This is a genomic window from Geomonas sp. Red276, assembly GCF_054784495.1.
The window spans coordinates 314,719-330,358 of the sequence record NZ_BLXW01000001.1 but is presented as its reverse complement, the minus strand read 5'-3'; the positions used below and the strand labels follow the sequence as shown (position 1 = coordinate 330,358).

The window sequence follows — 15,640 nt, the reverse complement described above, 5'->3', positions numbered from 1 at the left end:
TTTTAATTTCTCGAGTGAGGGAGAAGACCATGGCAAAGAAACCGCTGCTCCTTATGATTCTCGACGGCTGGGGGATCAACCCCGTAAAGGAGAACAACGCCGTCGCCCAGGCTAAGACCCCGAACATGACGCGTCTTTGCGCCGAGTATCCCGCCGGTGAGATCGACGGCTCCGGGATGGCGGTCGGGCTTCCCGCCGGCCAGATGGGGAATTCCGAGGTCGGTCACACCAACATCGGTGCCGGCCGCGTGGTCTACCAGGACCTGACCCGCATCTCCAAGTCGATCATGGACGGCGATTTCTTCGAGAACCGGGTGCTGCTGGATTGCCTGGCCAAGTGCAAGGCGGGAAGCGGCAGGCTCCACCTCTCCGGTCTCCTCTCGGACGGCGGCGTCCACTCCCACGAGACCCACCTCTATGCGCTGATCGAGATGGCCAAGCGGCAGGGGATCAGGGAGATCTTCGTACACTGCCTGATGGACGGGCGTGACACTCCGCCCCAGTCGGGTGGCGAGTACCTCCAGAGACTCGAGGCGGAGATGAAGAAGATCGGCGCCGGCAAGGTCGCCACCGTGATCGGCCGCTACTACGCGATGGACCGCGACAATCGCTGGGAGCGCGTCGAGCAGGCCTACCGCGCCATCGTCATGGGCGAAGGGGAAAAGTACCCTTCCTCCGAGGCGGCCATCAAGACGAGCTACGCCGCCAAGGTCACCGACGAGTTCGTGAAGCCCTCCGTCATCACCGAGAACGGAACTCCGGTCGGGAAACTTAGCGACGGCGACGCCTTCATCTTCTTCAACTTCCGCTCCGACCGCGCCCGCGAGATCACCCGCAGCTTCACCGACCCCTCTTTCTCCGGTTTCGCGCGTCCTATCTTCCCGAAGATCTCCAGCTACGTCTGCATGACCACCTACGACGAGACCTTCGGTCTTCCGGTCGCCTTCGGCGTGGAGGAGCTGACCAACATCTTCCCGGAGGTCATCGCGGCGGCAGGGAAAACCCAGCTGAGGATCGCGGAGACCGAGAAGTACGCCCACGTCACCTTCTTCTTCAACGGCGGTCGCGAGGCGCCGTTCGAGGGCGAGGACCGCGCGCTGATCCCGTCCCCGAAAGAGGTGGCGACCTACGACCAGAAGCCGGAGATGAGCGCCTACCTGGTCACCGACGAGCTCATGAAGCGGCTCGACGAGGACAAGTACGACGTCATTATTTTGAACTTCGCCAACGCGGACATGGTCGGCCACACCGGCATCATGGCGGCCGCCATCTGCGCGGTCGAGGCGGTGGACGAGTGCGTCGGCAAGCTGGTGGAGAAGGTCCGCTCCAAGGGGGGCGTCACCATCATCACCGCCGACCACGGCAACGCCGAGATGATGGTCGACGAGACCGGCGGCCCCCACACCGCCCACACCTGCGATATGGCTCCGGTGGTGCTGGTGGACGATTCCCGCAAGAGCGTGAAGCTTCGCAAAGGGGTGCTGGCCGACCTCGCGCCGACCATGCTCGAAATCCTCGGCCTGCCGCAGCCTAAGGAGATGACCGGGAAAAGCCTCATCGCAGGGTAAACTCCCTCACCCGGCCTTCGGCCACCCTCTCCCGGAGGGAGAGGGCATCATCACCCTACCTTTTGCATCTATCCCTCGCCCTCCGGGAGAGGGGCAGGGGTGAGGGAGATTCTAAAAAACAGGAGAACCATCAGTGAAAATAATCGCCGTCAACGGCAGTCCCCGCGGCATGGGGGGGACCACCGGAAAACTGTTGGAAGAAGTCATCGCGGGTGCTGCCGAGGCCGGGGCGGAGGTCGAGATCGTCGAGCTTTCCAAGACCCCCATCAAGCCGTGCGTTGCCTGCGATATGTGCCACAAGGTCGGCCCCTGCGGAGTCAACGACGAGTACGAGACCATCAGGGCCAAGATGGAGGCCGCCGAGGCCGTCATCCTGGCGAGCCCCAACTACATCTTCAGCGTAACCGCCCAGATGAAGGCCTTCATCGATCGCTGCAACGGCCTCGCGCACCGCACCGCGCTGGAAGGCAAATACGCCGTGGTGGTGGAAACCTCCGGCGGCGGGGGGGACGACGAGGTGCTGGATTACATGCTGCGCGTGGTAAACTCCTGGGGCGCCCAGTGCGTCGGCAAGATCGGCTCCCCCGGGATGGGACCGCGGATGTTCCCGAACCAGGAGGCCCTCTTCGAGCAGGCCCGCACCCTCGGGCGCGAGCTCTGCGCGTCCGTGCGCGAGAAGCGGCACTTCCCGGAGCAGGACGCGTGGCGGCTGGCCTTCAGGGCGAGAATGCAGCAGCTGATCGGTTTCATGGGAGAGTACTGGCCGTACGAGCGTGAGTACTGGGCCAACCGGTAGCATCAACTACGAGAAAGGGGGGAGACATGAGTCAGACTGAAGAGTTGAACGATTGGGCGTATGCCCAGAAGTGCCAGAAAGCGGTCGAAGGACTGAAGAGAAACGGCTTCGACGCGGTCTTCTGCAAGAGCGGAGAAGAGGTCTTTCACTACATCCTCAACGAAGCCGAGTATGCTCACAGCGTCGGTTTCGGCGGCTCTCTCTCCATTGCTGACTTGAAGCTCTCCGAGAAGCTGAAGGGGATGGGGAAGGAAATCCTCAACCACGGCCTGCCGGGGCTCACTCCCGAGGAAAAGCTCGCCATCACCCGCCGTCAGCTGACCTGCGACCTTTTCCTGACCGGCAGCAACGCGGTCACCCTCAACGGCCAACTGGTCAACATCGACGGCAACGGCAACCGCGCCGCCTCCATGTTCTTCGGCCCGCTCAAGGTCATCGTGGTTGTCGGGAGGAACAAGCTCGTGGACGGCACCGTTGAAGACGCCATCCGCCGGGTCAAGACCTACGCCTCTCCGCCCAACGCGAAGCGTCTCAACCTCTCCACCCCCTGCACGGTGACCGGTTTCTGCGGAGACTGCAACTCGCCGCAGCGGATCTGCCGGGTGACCACCATCATCGAGAAGCGGCCGAGGAACACCGACATGCGCGTGCTGGTCGTCAACGAGGATATGGGGTTGTAGAAAAAATATTATGATGTGTTAATCTTTCTTCACCCCTGATAAGTCGAACGATCCTTTTAATGGCCCTCCCCGAAGTCCTTCGCGGAGGGCCGCTTTTTGTCTCTCCCAAAGTCCCCTTGATAAAGGGGATTTAGGGGGATTTTCCCTACTGCCAACGGCGCAAATCCCCCCCGTCCCCCCTTTTTCAAAGGGGGGGGACCTTTATCCCCGGTGTTTCCCGATGAACCTTTGACAAAGGGGGACGCCGTTTTCGGCAAGGTACCGGTATTCCCACGATACCCTCCCGCGAGGTGGCCATGCTCCCCCAGCGCTCCCTGCTGGACATCATCTTTCCTCCCCTTTGCCACGCCTGCAGATCCTTCATTCCCCAGGCCGGCGACCTCCTGATCTGCCCCTCCTGCCTGGAGAAAACGTCCTTCCTGGTGAGTCCTCTCTGCCCAGTCTGCGGTGTCCCGTTTGCAACCGAGAACGGGGTCGACCATTTCTGTGGAGAGTGCCTCGGCCGCCATCCGGGATACCGCACCCGCTCGTCGGTGTTGTTTGACGGCCCGGTCCGCGACCTCATCCACGGGTTGAAGTACGGCAACCGGGTGCACCTCGCCCATCCGCTCGGGATATTGACGGCGACGGCGCTGGCCCCCTTCCGGGAAGAGGCCATGCCTGATCTCGTCATCCCGGTGCCGCTGCACCGCAAACGCCTGAGGCAGCGGGGCTTCAACCAGGCGCAACTTCTTGCCAAGGTGCTGGGAAAACGTTGGCGGGTGCCGGTGGAGACGGGGAACCTGCGGCGGATCCGGTGGACGGAGCCGCAGACGACTCTGGACGCTGAGGCGCGCAAGCGGAACGTGGCTGGAGCGTTCGAGGTGAAGAAGGGGGAAAGGGTGGAGGGAAAGCGGGTTCTGCTGGTGGACGACGTGCTGACCACCGGGAGCACGATGAAGGAATGCGCGGAGGCCTTGCTGGAGGCGGGTGCGGCGGATGTGGTGGCGGTCACGGTGGCGAGGGGCTTGGCCGGCGGCCACCCTCTCCCCTGAAGGGGCGAGGGTATAAAGGACGACTGTCAGCTACGGGAGCCATCATCACCCTTGGGCGAAGAAGGCTTCCATCTTGGCGCAGAGGGAGGCTTCCTCCCCCTTCTCCACGGTGACGCCGTGGAGGGCGGTGAGAAAGACCCGGCCGTAATTCTTGGTGAGGACGCGGGAGTCGAGTATGAGTACGGCGCCGCGGTCTTCCTTGCTCCTGATCAGCCGGCCGAACCCCTGCTTGAACTTGATCACCGCCTGCGGGACCGTATAGCTCATGAAGGGATCGCCCCCCATGGCGGTAATGTGCTCGCTCCTCGCCTCCAGGATCGGTTCGGTGGGTACCCGGAACGGGAGCTTGGTGATCACCACCAACTCCAGCCCCTTCCCCTGCACGTCCACCCCTTCCCAGAACGAGTCGGTGCCGAAGAGAACCGGATTGACGGCGGCGCGAAACTTGGTCAAAAGGAGGTGCCGGTTGGTCTCCCCCTGCCGCATAGGCGTGAGTCCGGCGGCCTTGAGGGGCTCATTGAGCCGGTTGCTGACCTTCACCAGCAGATCGTAAGAAGTGAAGAGGACGAAGGCCCGTCCCTGGGAAATCTTGAGCGCCTTGAGAAGATGCTCGCCAAGGCGCGCCTCGAACTGCGACGACGCGGGCTCGGGCATGTCGGAAGGAACCGCAACGAAGGCCTGTTTCGCATAGTCGAAGGGGGAGGGAAGCAGGAGCTCGCTCACCTTCTCCTTGGGAAGCTGGTCGATGCCGCAACGCTTCTTGAGGAAGTCGAACTTCTCCCCGACCGCCAGGGTGGCGGAGGTGACGATCACAGTCCGGAAATGGTCGAGGATGGCCTTCTTGATGGAATCCGCCACCTCCAGGGGGGACGAGCAGAGCTTGGCGGCCGGCCCCTTCTTGAGCTCGAACCAGCGGCAGAACTCCTCTTCCCTGGTGGTGAAGAACCTGAGCGCCGCCACCGCCGTCTCCATCCTGAGCTTGATCCCCTGCAGGTCGGCCAGCGGCCCGGCGAGCTTTTCGAGCACCTTGTCCTGCAGCCGGTCGCATCCCTTCAAGAACGCCTGCATGGCGGACGCGTACTCTCCCAGCACCTTGCAGATATCCTCGATATGGACACTCACCTCCGCCCAAAGCGGGGTGGTGTAGATATCGGGAGTCACCCGCAGTTTCTGCTCGGTCCCCTTCATCTTGAGCTTCTTCATGAGGGCGTCGGCGATGGCGTCCATCCCCCTGGTCACCGTGTCGAGCACTGCCACCCTTTTGGGGATCAGGCGCCCCTCCAGCACCTCGGCAATCTCCAGGTAGAGGTCGTCCTGCGACTCCGGTACGGCGGAGGAGAGCTGGGTGGAAAGCTGGGGAAGCACGCCGCGGTGCGCCTTCCTCGGATGCTGGAGCTTACCGAGAAGCTTTACCAGGGCAAGCCGCGAGACCTGGCTGGAGAGAAAATTGGTGGCCACGTCCTCCAGGTGGTGCCCCTCGTCGAAGATGAGCCGCGAGAAGGGAGGGAGAATGGCGGTGGCGTCGTAGCCGGTCTCCTGGCGTACCGAGAGATCGGCCATGAGGAGGGCGTGGTTGACCACTAGGACGTCGGCTCCGGCCGCCTCGCGACGGGCTTTGTAGAAGAAGCAGCGGGCGTAGTTGGCGCATTTGACACGGGTGCACTGGTCCGCCTCGCAGCAGACTTCCTCCCAGACCTCGTCCTTGGGGATGAAGGAGAGATCGCTGCGGCAGCCATCCTCGGTCTTCTTGCTCCAGGCGACGATGGCGTCGAGCTCCTCGGCGGCTTCGTCCTTGAAGAGGGAGGCGTCGGCGGCGTTCATCTGGAGCTTGCGGAGGCAGAGGTAGTTCCCCCGCCCCTTGACCAGCACGGCGCGGAACTTCACGCCTGCGTGCTCCTGGAGGAAGGGGATGTCCTTCTGGATCAGCTGTTCCTGGAGGTTGATGGTGTTGGTGGAGACCACCACCCGCTCCTTGTTGCGGACGGCCCAGAGGGCGGCGGGAAGAAGGTAGGCAAGCGATTTGCCGGTGCCGGTGCCGGCCTCGACGACGGCGACCCGACCCTCGTTGAAGGCCTCGGCCAGCATGAGGGCCATCTTGGTCTGTTCGGGACGGTGCTCGTAGCCGGGGAGGGACCCGGCGAGCTCACCGTCCGGGGCATAGAAGCGTTCGATCTCGGGGTAGCTCAGGCGCTCGATGCTCTTGCGGGCGAAGGGGGCGACGACCTGGTTGCAGCGCTCGGCGCGGTTGTCGATGATGTAGAAGCCGATCCCCTGGTTCCCCAGCAGGGAGGCGATTTCGACGTCGGGCTGGGAGGGGGTGAGGTTGCCGGAGGGGTGGTTGTGGATGACGACATCGCCGAAGGTGGCGGCGATCATGATGGCGGGGACGGCGTCGCGGTTGCCACGGGCCAAAGCCTCGACTTCGACTACCACCCGGGCCTCGTCGGTACGACCTAAAAAGAAGACTTCGTTGCCTTCCGCTTCACTGATTGACGCACGAAGCTGTTCGATAGCTCCGGCCGAAAAACATCTTTGCATAGGGGATGAAAATACAGGGTTCGGGGGTGGCGCGCAACAGAAAAGCAGAGATCAAAAACTACCCTCACCCGTCCTTCGGCCACCCTCTCCCGGAGGGAGAGGGAATCATGATCTTCCCTTTATGGGTTTGCCTGTGGTAGAAGAAAGTCGCAAGGGGGAGGGATGGATCATCGCTACAACACATTTTCCGACGAGCTGAAACGGATCTTCGGCTGCAAGGTGCAGAGGCTGTCGGTCGACGCCGGGTTCACCTGCCCGAACCGGGACGGGAGCCTCGGGGCGGCCGGCTGCTCGTTCTGCGGCGGGAAGGGGTCGGGTTCCTACGGCATCCTGCGCGGCTCGGCGGTGGCGGAACAGCTCGAGCACTCCAAGGAGGTCATGGTCCGCAAGTACAAGGCGGCCAAGTTCCTCGCCTATTTCCAGTCCTATTCGAATACCTATGCGCCGGTGGAGCGCCTGAAGGAGGTGTACGACCAGGCGCTGTCGGTGCCAGACGTGGCGGGGCTGATCGTCGGGACCAGGCCGGATTGCCTCCCGCCAGACGTCCTCGATCTCCTCGCCGGCTACGCAAAGCGCTGCTATTTCTGGCTGGAGCTCGGCCTGCAGTCACCCCTGGACCGGACTCTCGACGCCATCAACCGTGGACACGACGTCGCCTCTTTCACCCGCGCCGTGGAGGAATGCAAGAAGCGGGGAATCCGGGTCTGCGCCCACCTGATCCTGGGGCTGCCCGGGGAGAGCCGGGAGGAGATGCTTTCGGGAGCCGAATTCGTCAACGCCGCCGGGGTCGACGGGGTGAAGATCCACCTTTTGCACGTGATGCGGGGCACCCGGCTTGCGGAGGAGTATGAGCGGGGTGGGGTGACGGTGATGGATCGGGATCAGTACGTGGGGCTCGTCTGTGACTTCCTCGAACGGCTCGATCCCAGGATCGTGGTCCAGCGGCTGACCGGGGACGGCAACCGCCAGGACCTGATCGCCCCCTTGTGGTCGCTGCACAAGTTCGAGGTGCTCAACTGCATCGACCATGAACTGGAGCGGAGGGGGAGCCGGCAGGGGGCGAAAATCCACACCATGGAACGCGGATGACGCGGATTGGGCGGATGAACGCGGATCAGGCAAAACCTTCTGAGGGGACTTCAAAAATGTCGTCTAACAGAAAGAGGATGAGCAACCCTTCGTGTCCCCAATGTGCTGGGGGCATGTCCCGTTCGGTCAGAGAAATCAGTCTAACCTACAAAAGCGAGAGCGAGACATTTTCGATGCCTGGGTGGTACTGCGAACACTGTGAAGAAGGGGTCCATTCCGGGCAGGACTTAAAGGTAGCGGATCGGGTAATGAAGAGAATGAAGGGTAGAGTTGATTGTCCCCTTGGCTCTCGTAACGACAGGTAGGGGGCGGCAACTCTCTGCCCACCCTACCTGTTGCACAGGAGAAATGAGTTTGAAGTCTTTGCAGTAACTCTAAAAGCGGATCCGCGTTAATCCGCTAAATCTGCGTCATCCGCGTCATCCGCGTTCTACAGGTTTCCGATTCCTAGAACGGATATCCCAGCCCGACGAAGACCGCCGGCCCCTCGGCGCCTACGCCTACGTCGATCCGCCCCACGATGTTCGGCCAGATCACCGCCCTGAACCCGACACCGGGGTTGAACTCGAAGGCGTTGGCGCTGGCGTCGACCATCGATTTCATCACCCCGCCGAAGTCGATGAAGGGCGCCAGCTCCCAATCCGCCGTGACTCCAAAGATCTCCCACCTGAAGAGCCTGATCCTCTCCTCCAGATTCAACAGCAGATAACTGCTGTCGATAAAGCGGTTTCTCCCGTAGCCGCGCAGGGTGTTCTCGCCCCCCAAAACGCTTCGCTCAAGAAAGGGAACGTGCTCGCCCAAGGTCTGGCTGTAGGCGAGCCTCGCCACGCTGATGTAGCGCCCGTCCTCCAGGGGAAGGTATCCCTTCACCTCGCCGTCGTAATGCCGGTAGTTGGCGCTGCTCCCGAAGATGGTGGCGCTGTTCTCGAAGGCCACCTTGGCCCGCACCCCGTTGGTCGGTATGGTGGGGGAATCGAGGGTGCTGTAGATCAAGGAGACCATCTGTGCGTGCGCGGTGAAGCCGTTCACCCCCGGGACCGCGGGGAACCGTTCCCGAATGAAGGGGACCTTGGTCACCGCGCCCTGGCCGATGCCGACGTCGCGGTAGCGCTCGCCGATCATGAACTGGGTGTGCTCGAGGACGGGATACCCTGCGGTCAAGGTGAAGCCGGTTTCCTGGTCGGCGTAGTTGGTCTCCTTATCCCTGCGGCTCCACGACTGGAACCCGTAGAAGCGGGCGGAACCGTCGGAGAAGGTATAGAGAAAGAGGTTCAGCTCCAGCTCCCGGTTCATGAGGCTCTGGTCGCGGACCTTCAGTTCGTAGTCCTCGTTCACCTTGGTCGACTTGGAGAGGTTGAACTCGAAGCTCCGGTCGGGGGTGGGGTAGTAGGCGCCGTAGAGGGTGGAGGAGATGCCGAAGTTGTCGTTCTGGTTCACCTGGGGGGCGAGCAGCGAACAGACCTCGTCCTTCTCGTTATGCAGGAGAAAGGCGGTCAGGCCGCCGTAGGTGATCCCCTCGTTGGGGCTGGTTGCGATGACCGGCAGCGGGATGGTCACCACCTTTACCTGCTGCTTGTCGAGCGGGGGAACCGGAACCTGCCCCGGTGCGAGAAACGTGGTGCAGCCGGCAAGCAGGAGGGCGAGGATGAAGGATATGTAAAGCCTGAAGATCATACGTCGTTATCGTCCGGAAAATTGAAGCAAGATATCCCGTCGCGGAGGCTTTTTCAACTAAAAAAATAGCGGTGACTGCTGGGCTTGCGGCCGCTCCATTTCCGTGAGCGGATCGTGCCGGTGCCGGCCGGCCGGACCTTCGGCAAGGTCAAAATGTTGACCCGGCAACCGATAAAAATGACGGGGCCGACGCCCCGGCAGGGGGAAGGCCAGCCCCGTCAAACCGTTACGAAACCGACCAGTTACCGGCCCACCCGCCCGCACTCCTCTGTTTTCCGCGCCTTACGCCGCCAACCGTCATCCTTTCGAGAGGATGGCATACCGGTTGCACAGTGTCCTGCCATAGAAATTCCACCACCCACGAGGAAAACGGCAGGCATGGCCACTCCAGCAGCGAACACCTTAGCCGCACCGGCGGCAGGCAGGAACTCGGATATCTACATGGCGGTAGCCCTCATCGGGATACTCTCCCTGATGATCATTCCGCTCCCCGCCTTCCTCCTGGACGTCTTTCTGGCGACCAACATCACCCTCGCGCTGGTCATCCTGCTGGTCTGCCTCTACACCACCCAGGCGCTCGACTTCTCGGTCTTCCCCTCCATCCTGCTGGTCACCACCCTCTTCAGGCTGGCCCTCAACATCGCCTCGACCCGCCTCATCCTTTTGCACGGCAACGAGGGGACCGAGGCGGCGGGGTCGGTCATCAAGGCCTTCGGCCAGTTCGTGGTCGGCGGCAACTACGTGGTAGGCGCGGTCATCTTCCTCATCCTGGTGATCATCAACTTCGTGGTCATCACCAAGGGTGCCGGGCGCGTGGCCGAGGTGGCCGCCCGCTTCACCCTGGACGCCATGCCGGGCAAGCAGATGGCCATCGACGCCGACCTCTCCAACGGACTTTTGACCGACAAGGAGGCCAAGCAGCGGAGGAAGAACATCTCCCGCGAGGCCGACTTCTACGGCTCCATGGACGGCGCCTCCAAGTTCGTCCGCGGGGACGCGGTGGCCGGCATCCTCATCATGCTGGTCAACATCCTGGGCGGCTTCGTGATCGGCGTCTGGCAAAAGGGGATGCCCCTCACCGACGCCCTTTCCAACTACACCCTTTTGACCATCGGGGAGGGGCTGGTGGCCCAGGTCCCGGCGCTCATCATCTCCACCGCCGCCGGCGTCATCGTCACCCGCTCGGCCGACGAGAACAACTTCGGCCACGAGATCGCCGGCCAGCTCATGAACTACCCCCGGGCCTTCCAGGTCGCCTCCGGCGTCCTCTTCCTCTTCGCCCTCATCCCGGGGCTTCCCCACTTCGCCTTCCTGCTCCTCTCCGGTACCTCCTTCCTGGTCTCCCGCATGGCGGTCGAGAAGAAGGTCGAGGAGGTGGAGGAGGCGGCCGCGGCGGCCCAGGTGGTCGACGAGGATCTCGACCAGATCAGCTCGATCCGCCCGCTCGACATGCTGGAGCTCGAGGTCGGCTACGGCCTGGTCCCGATGGTGGACGCCAACCAGCAGGGGGAGCTCCTCGACCGCATCCGCTCCATCCGCAAGCAGGTGGCCGACCGGATGGGGTTCATCGTTCCCCCGATCCACATCCACGACAACCTGCAGCTGAAGCCGTACGAGTACAACATCCTCATCAACGGCGCCAAGGTCGGCGGGGGCGAGCTCTCCGGGCAGTACCTGGCCATGGATTCCGGCGGCGCCACCGGGCTTATCGAGGGGCTCAAGACCACCGAGCCGGTCTTCGGGCTCCCCGCCATCTGGATCAAGGGGAAGGAGCGGGAGAAGGCGCAGGTCTCCGGCTACACGGTGGTCGACAACACCACCATCCTGGCTACCCACATCAGCGAGACCATCAAGAAGCACGCCCACGAGCTGGTCGGCCGCCAGGAGCTCCAGCAGCTTCTCGACTCGATCGCCGCCACCCTTCCCAAGGTGGTGGAGGAGCTCGTCCCGTCGCTCTTGTCGCTGGGCACCGTACTCCGCGTGGTCAAGAACCTCCTCAAGGAAAACGTCTCCATCCGCGACCTCCGCTCCATCCTGGAGACCCTGGCCGATTACGGCGGGGTGACCAAGGACCCGGACATGCTGACCGAGTTCGTCCGCCAGAGCCTGGGGCGCTACATCGTCGAGCAGTACAAGCGCGAGGACGACAACCTCTGCGTGCTGACCATGGACCGCGAGGTCGAGGAGACCATCGCCGACGCGGTCCAGCTCTCCGAGCAGGGGAGCTACCTGGCCATCGACCCGCACGTCGCCCAGAAGATCCTGGCCGCCATCAGGAGAAACGCCGAGCAGTTCGACAGCGTGGGAGCGCTGCCGGTGCTGATGGCCTCTCCCACCATCCGTCGCCATGTCAAGAAACTGACTGAACGCTATCTTCCCAACCTGGCGGTCATCTCGCACAACGAGATCCCGCCCAACATTAAAATCCAATCTCTAGGGGTGGTGATGCTCAATGCTAGTTAAAACCTTTCAAGCGGAACAGATGTCGGAGGCGCTCAGGATGGTTAAGGCCGAGATGGGCCTGGACGCGATGATCCTCTCCTCCAAGAAAGAACGGCGTAAGGGTATCCTCGGCTTCTTCTCCAAGCCCTACTTCGAGGTCACCGCGGCCCTGGAACCGCGCCCGGTGGCCCCGCGCCCCAACCCGTACCAGGAAGAGCAGCCTCGTGAGAGGGAGCTCTCCACCCGCGAGGAGTTCCAGAACTCGATGCTGGGCCCCCTGGCCCGCGAGGTCCGCGAGCTGAAGCTGCGGGTCGAGCAGCTCACCAGGAAGGACGCCGCCACCGCCGCGCCGGTGGCCGAAAAGGGGCAGCGGGCCGAGGCCGGGGCCGAAGCGGAGGCCCCGCGGACCTTCGCCAAGGAGGAGCTCGAAGAGATCAAGAAGCTCCTCTACAGCGCGGTCGGCGCCAAGGATAACGGGCAGCCGAAGGCGCTCAGCTTCCCGATGGCCGACGCCGCCCTCCCGGTGGTCTCCGCATCCGGCGAGACGGCCGCCAAGCCGCTCCACACCGCCTTGGCCCCCGCGGCTGCGTCAGCCGCCGACGAGCGGACCCAGATGGTGCTCGATCTTCTGGCCGCCGAGCTCAGGGCCGAGGAACTGAGCGCGGCGGCGATCGATCTCCTCATCGACCACATCCGTCCCGCCGCCGACGCGGGGGCCACCGCCCACCAGCTGCGCGGCATGCTGGTCCAGACCCTCTCCGGGATGGTCAAGTGCGCGGGGAGCGTCCGGATGAAGAAAAACGGCACCAAGATCATGGCCGTGGTGGGACCGACCGGCGTCGGCAAGACCACCACCATCGCCAAGCTGGCTGCCCTGCACGCCTTGAACCGCGGCCTCTCGGTCGCCCTCATCACCACCGACAACTTCAGGGTCGGCGCCGTCGAGCAGCTGAAGACCTACGCGAAGATCATGGACCTTCCGCTCGAGGTGGTCTCCACCGTCCCCGAGATGCAGGAGGCGCTGGCCGCCCACGCCGACAAGGACCTGATCCTGATCGACACCGCCGGCAGAAGCCCCAAGGACTCAGAGCGGATCGAGGAGCTCAAGGGGTTCGTCGAGTGCCACCCCGGGATCGAGACCTACCTCTGCGTATCGGCCACCACGAGGCCCCGCGAGCTCGACGAGATCGTGGCCATGTTCGGGGCGCTGCCGATCGCGAGGCTCCTCTTCACCAAGCTCGACGAGAGCGAAAGCTACGGCTGCATCGTCGATACCCATTTGAAGCACAAGCTCCCGCTCTCCTATTTCACCACCGGGCAAAAGGTTCCCGAGGATATTGAACTCGCCACGGCGAGACGGCTCGCCACCCTGGTGGTGAAGGAGGTTCAACGATGAGTTCTCTTCACGGCTCGGCAGACCAGGCCGACACCCTTCGGCAACTGGCCGGGCGCACCAAGAACCGCCCGACTGCGGAGCGGCTTAAGCTTCGCGAGGGACTCAGGGTGATCTCGGTCACCAGCGGCAAGGGAGGGGTCGGCAAAAGCTCGGTGGTCGTCAACGTGGCCGAATCGCTGGCCGCGGCCGGGAAAAGGGTGCTGATCGTGGACACCGGGCTCGGCATGACCGACATCTGCATGAGGCTCGGCAGGGAAGCCCACTACAGCCTCGGGCACGTGATCGGCGGTGAGCGGAGCATGGAGGAGACCGTGGTCGAGGCCGCCCCCGGCATCAGCATCCTTCCCGCCGGTCTCGGCATGCACCAGTACAGTGCACTTTCCCCCAGCGAACGGGTATCCCTTTTGCAAGGTATGATCAGGCTGCAGGATCGCTTCGATTACTACCTGATCGACACCGCCCCGGGGCTCGCCGCCAACGTCACCGGCTTCGCCGCCGCCTCGCGGGAGATCATGCTGGTGATCACCCCGGAACCGACCTCGATCACCGACGCCTATGCCCTGATGAAGACCCTCTCCGGACGCGATCCGGGGTTGAAATTCAAGCTGTTAGTCAACATGTGCAGAAACGCCGAGGAGGGGAGCACCCTCTTCAACAAGCTTTCCGCCATCACCGGCCGCTTCCTGGAGATCTCCATGGAGTACGCCGGATGTATCCTGCAGGATGAAATGTTAGTGGAATCTGCCAAGCGCCGGGGCCCCGTCTGCCGCCTCTTCCCCGACTCCCGCGCCTCGCTGGGATTCAAAAGTTTGGCACAGAGGTTATTGTCGGAAACTGGGGTAATGCCCCAGATGCCGGGCGAACCGGCAGCGAGCGTGACGCAGTGGAGGAAACATGAACTGTCTTCTTAAGGCCTATGAGCAAGAGGCGCATCGCGGGGTGCCGCTCAGCAGGGACGAACTGGTGGTATCCCACCTCCCGCTGGTCAAGTTCATCGTGGACCGGATCGCCTCGTCCCTTCCCCCCCACCTGGACCGTGAGGACCTGAGAAGCGCCGCCATCGTGGGGCTGATCTCGGCCGCCGAAAGGTTCGATCCCAGCCGCGGGGTGCAGTTCAAGACCTTCGCCGAGCAGCGGATCCGCGGGACCATCATGGACGAGCTGCGCGCCCAGGACTGGCTCACCAGGAGCCTTAGGGACAAGTTCAAGAAGCTCGAGAAGGAGTTCGCGCTTTTAGAGCAGCGGCTCGGGCGTAACCCCTCCTCGGACGAGGTGGCGCTGGCCATGGGGCTGGAGCTCAAGGACTACTTCCGGCTCCTCGAGGAGATCCATCTCCTCTCCTTCGTCTCCCTGGACGACGCCTGGCACGACGAGGACGGCGCCCCCTTCGGCCTCCTGGACGTCCTGGAGGACAAGGGGACCGAGAGCCCGCAGAACCAGATGATCGCCCGCCAGACGGTGGAAAGGCTCGCCGAGGCCATCGACAACCTCCCCGAGAAGGAGCGGATCGTCATCACCCTGTACTACTACGAGGAGCTGAACCTCAAGGAGATCGGGGCGGTGCTGGATCTGACCGAGTCGAGGATTTCCCAGCTGCACAGCCAGGCCATCGTCCGGCTGCGCGGCAAGATGAAGCGGGTAGGGTAGGGGGAGAGCATGAACAGCGGGATGTATGCGGCCCTGTCGGGGAGCCTGACGGCGCAGCGCCGGCTCGACGTCTTGACCAACAACCTGGCCAACGCCAGCACCGCCGGCTTCAAGGCCGACACCATCGGGTTCGAAAGCGTACTGGCCGGTGTCAATAATCCGACACAGCAGCCAATTTTTGCCAACGAACGGTACTCGACCGACTTCTCCCAGGGGCCGCTGCAAAAAAGCGACAACACCTTCGACCTGGCCCTGGAAGGGGAGGGGTTCTTCGTGGTGAACACCCCCGATGGGCCGGCCTACACCCGCCAGGGGAACTTCCAGCGCGGTCCGGGTGGCAAACTGGTGACCGGGGACGGCTACGAGGTGCAGGGGGCCAACGGCCCCATCACCATCGCCAGCGGGAGCCGGGTGGTCATCGACGAGAACGGGCAGGTGAACGTGGACGGCGCCGCGGTGGGGACCATCAGCCGGGTGGACTTCCCGAAGCCGTACAGCCTCAACAAGCAGGGGAACGGCCTGTGGGTGCCGGCCGACCCGGCTGCGGCCCCGGCCGCGGCCCAGACCCCGGTCAAGCAGGGGTACCTGGAAGGGTCCAACGTGAAGGTCGTGGTGGAGATGGCCCGCATGATCGAGACCAGCCGTTTCTTCGAATCGTGCGCGCGCGCCGTCCGAAGCTACGACGACATGGCCGCCAAGGCCGCCAACGACCTGGGCAAGGTATAAACCTTAGAAGCGGTTCTAGGTTCTACGTTCTAGGTTCTACGTTGAAAGCA

At 63.3% G+C, this 15,640-nt stretch carries 13 protein-coding genes; 11 read left to right on the top strand and 2 right to left on the bottom strand.

Going from position 1 to position 15,640, the window contains the following annotated elements:
• Positions 1-29: 29 nt before the first annotated feature.
• The 4 genes from gpmI (at position 30) to ACYVL5_RS01380 (ending at position 4,078) form a co-directional block, all read left to right on the top strand.
• Positions 30-1,568, top strand: coding sequence for a 2,3-bisphosphoglycerate-independent phosphoglycerate mutase (gpmI, locus tag ACYVL5_RS01395; RefSeq protein WP_460593754.1), 1,539 nt, complete (start codon positions 30-32; stop codon positions 1,566-1,568).
• Between the two features lie 133 nt (positions 1,569-1,701).
• Positions 1,702-2,364 carry a flavodoxin family protein gene (locus tag ACYVL5_RS01390; protein ID WP_460593753.1) on the top strand — a complete coding sequence of 221 codons (663 nt, stop codon included), beginning with the start codon at positions 1,702-1,704 and terminating at the stop codon, positions 2,362-2,364.
• Positions 2,365-2,390: 26 nt separating this feature from the next.
• Positions 2,391-3,044 carry a lactate utilization protein gene (locus tag ACYVL5_RS01385; protein WP_460593752.1) on the top strand — a complete coding sequence of 218 codons (654 nt, stop codon included), beginning with the start codon at positions 2,391-2,393 and terminating at the stop codon, positions 3,042-3,044.
• A gap of 296 nt (positions 3,045-3,340) precedes the next feature.
• On the top strand, positions 3,341-4,078 hold the full coding sequence (locus ACYVL5_RS01380) for a ComF family protein (protein ID WP_460593751.1): 738 nt from the start codon (positions 3,341-3,343) through the stop codon (positions 4,076-4,078).
• A gap of 45 nt (positions 4,079-4,123) precedes the next feature.
• Here ACYVL5_RS01380 and ACYVL5_RS01375 read toward each other — a convergent pair whose 3' ends face one another.
• Entirely contained in the window at positions 4,124-6,616 is a 2,493-nt protein-coding gene (locus ACYVL5_RS01375; RefSeq protein ID WP_460593750.1) for a helicase C-terminal domain-containing protein, read from the bottom strand.
• A gap of 162 nt (positions 6,617-6,778) precedes the next feature.
• Between ACYVL5_RS01375 and mnmL the strand changes: the two genes are divergently transcribed.
• Positions 6,779-7,705, top strand: coding sequence for a TIGR01212 family radical SAM protein (gene mnmL, locus ACYVL5_RS01370; protein ID WP_460593749.1), 927 nt, complete (start codon positions 6,779-6,781; stop codon positions 7,703-7,705).
• Positions 7,702-8,010, top strand: a complete 309-nt coding sequence (locus ACYVL5_RS01365) for a YgiT-type zinc finger protein (protein WP_460593748.1) — start codon at positions 7,702-7,704, stop codon at positions 8,008-8,010. The genes mnmL and ACYVL5_RS01365 overlap by 4 nt, the downstream gene beginning before the upstream one ends.
• Positions 8,011-8,152: 142 nt before the next feature.
• Here ACYVL5_RS01365 and ACYVL5_RS01360 read toward each other — a convergent pair whose 3' ends face one another.
• Positions 8,153-9,379 (bottom strand): BamA/TamA family outer membrane protein, encoded by a 1,227-nt coding sequence (locus tag ACYVL5_RS01360; protein ID WP_460593747.1) that lies wholly within the window; start codon positions 9,377-9,379, stop codon positions 8,153-8,155.
• 378 nt (positions 9,380-9,757) lie between these two features.
• On the opposite strand from ACYVL5_RS01360, the gene flhA reads away from it, so the two are divergent.
• Genes flhA through flgF form a run of 5 tightly spaced genes read left to right on the top strand, consistent with a single transcriptional unit; the run spans position 9,758 to position 15,590 of the window.
• Complete coding sequence (gene flhA, locus ACYVL5_RS01355; RefSeq protein ID WP_460593746.1) at positions 9,758-11,842, top strand: flagellar biosynthesis protein FlhA; 2,085 nt, start codon at positions 9,758-9,760, stop codon at positions 11,840-11,842.
• Complete coding sequence (gene flhF, locus ACYVL5_RS01350) at positions 11,832-13,217, top strand: flagellar biosynthesis protein FlhF (protein WP_460593745.1); 1,386 nt, start codon at positions 11,832-11,834, stop codon at positions 13,215-13,217. Before flhA ends, flhF begins: the two co-directional genes overlap by 11 nt.
• Positions 13,214-14,128: a MinD/ParA family protein gene (locus ACYVL5_RS01345; protein ID WP_460593744.1), complete on the top strand. Its 915-nt coding sequence runs from the start codon at positions 13,214-13,216 to the stop codon at positions 14,126-14,128. Before flhF ends, ACYVL5_RS01345 begins: the two co-directional genes overlap by 4 nt.
• Positions 14,112-14,864, top strand: a complete 753-nt coding sequence (locus ACYVL5_RS01340; RefSeq protein ID WP_460593743.1) for a FliA/WhiG family RNA polymerase sigma factor — start codon at positions 14,112-14,114, stop codon at positions 14,862-14,864. The genes ACYVL5_RS01345 and ACYVL5_RS01340 overlap by 17 nt, the downstream gene beginning before the upstream one ends.
• A 9-nt stretch (positions 14,865-14,873) precedes the next feature.
• A complete protein-coding gene (gene flgF / locus ACYVL5_RS01335; RefSeq protein WP_460593742.1) occupies positions 14,874-15,590 on the top strand; it encodes a flagellar hook-basal body protein in 717 nt (238 codons plus the stop codon).
• Positions 15,591-15,640: the final 50 nt, after the last annotated feature.

Bases quoted from the DNA above. Each gene is read 5' to 3' on its own strand.
- gpmI (WP_460593754.1), top strand. From the start codon at position 30: ATGGCAAAGAAACCGCTGCTCCTTATGATTCTCGACGGCTGGGGGATC.
- ACYVL5_RS01385 (WP_460593752.1), top strand. From the start codon at position 2,391: ATGAGTCAGACTGAAGAGTTGAACGATTGGGCGTATGCCCAGAAGTGC.
- ACYVL5_RS01380 (WP_460593751.1), top strand. From the start codon at position 3,341: ATGCTCCCCCAGCGCTCCCTGCTGGACATCATCTTTCCTCCCCTTTGC.
- ACYVL5_RS01375 (WP_460593750.1), bottom strand. From the start codon at position 6,616: ATGCAAAGATGTTTTTCGGCCGGAGCTATCGAACAGCTTCGTGCGTCA.
- mnmL (WP_460593749.1), top strand. From the start codon at position 6,779: ATGGATCATCGCTACAACACATTTTCCGACGAGCTGAAACGGATCTTC.
- ACYVL5_RS01365 (WP_460593748.1), top strand. From the start codon at position 7,702: ATGACGCGGATTGGGCGGATGAACGCGGATCAGGCAAAACCTTCTGAG.
- ACYVL5_RS01360 (WP_460593747.1), bottom strand. From the start codon at position 9,379: ATGATCTTCAGGCTTTACATATCCTTCATCCTCGCCCTCCTGCTTGCC.
- flhA (WP_460593746.1), top strand. From the start codon at position 9,758: ATGGCCACTCCAGCAGCGAACACCTTAGCCGCACCGGCGGCAGGCAGG.
- flhF (WP_460593745.1), top strand. From the start codon at position 11,832: ATGCTAGTTAAAACCTTTCAAGCGGAACAGATGTCGGAGGCGCTCAGG.
- ACYVL5_RS01345 (WP_460593744.1), top strand. From the start codon at position 13,214: ATGAGTTCTCTTCACGGCTCGGCAGACCAGGCCGACACCCTTCGGCAA.
- ACYVL5_RS01340 (WP_460593743.1), top strand. From the start codon at position 14,112: ATGAACTGTCTTCTTAAGGCCTATGAGCAAGAGGCGCATCGCGGGGTG.
- flgF (WP_460593742.1), top strand. From the start codon at position 14,874: ATGAACAGCGGGATGTATGCGGCCCTGTCGGGGAGCCTGACGGCGCAG.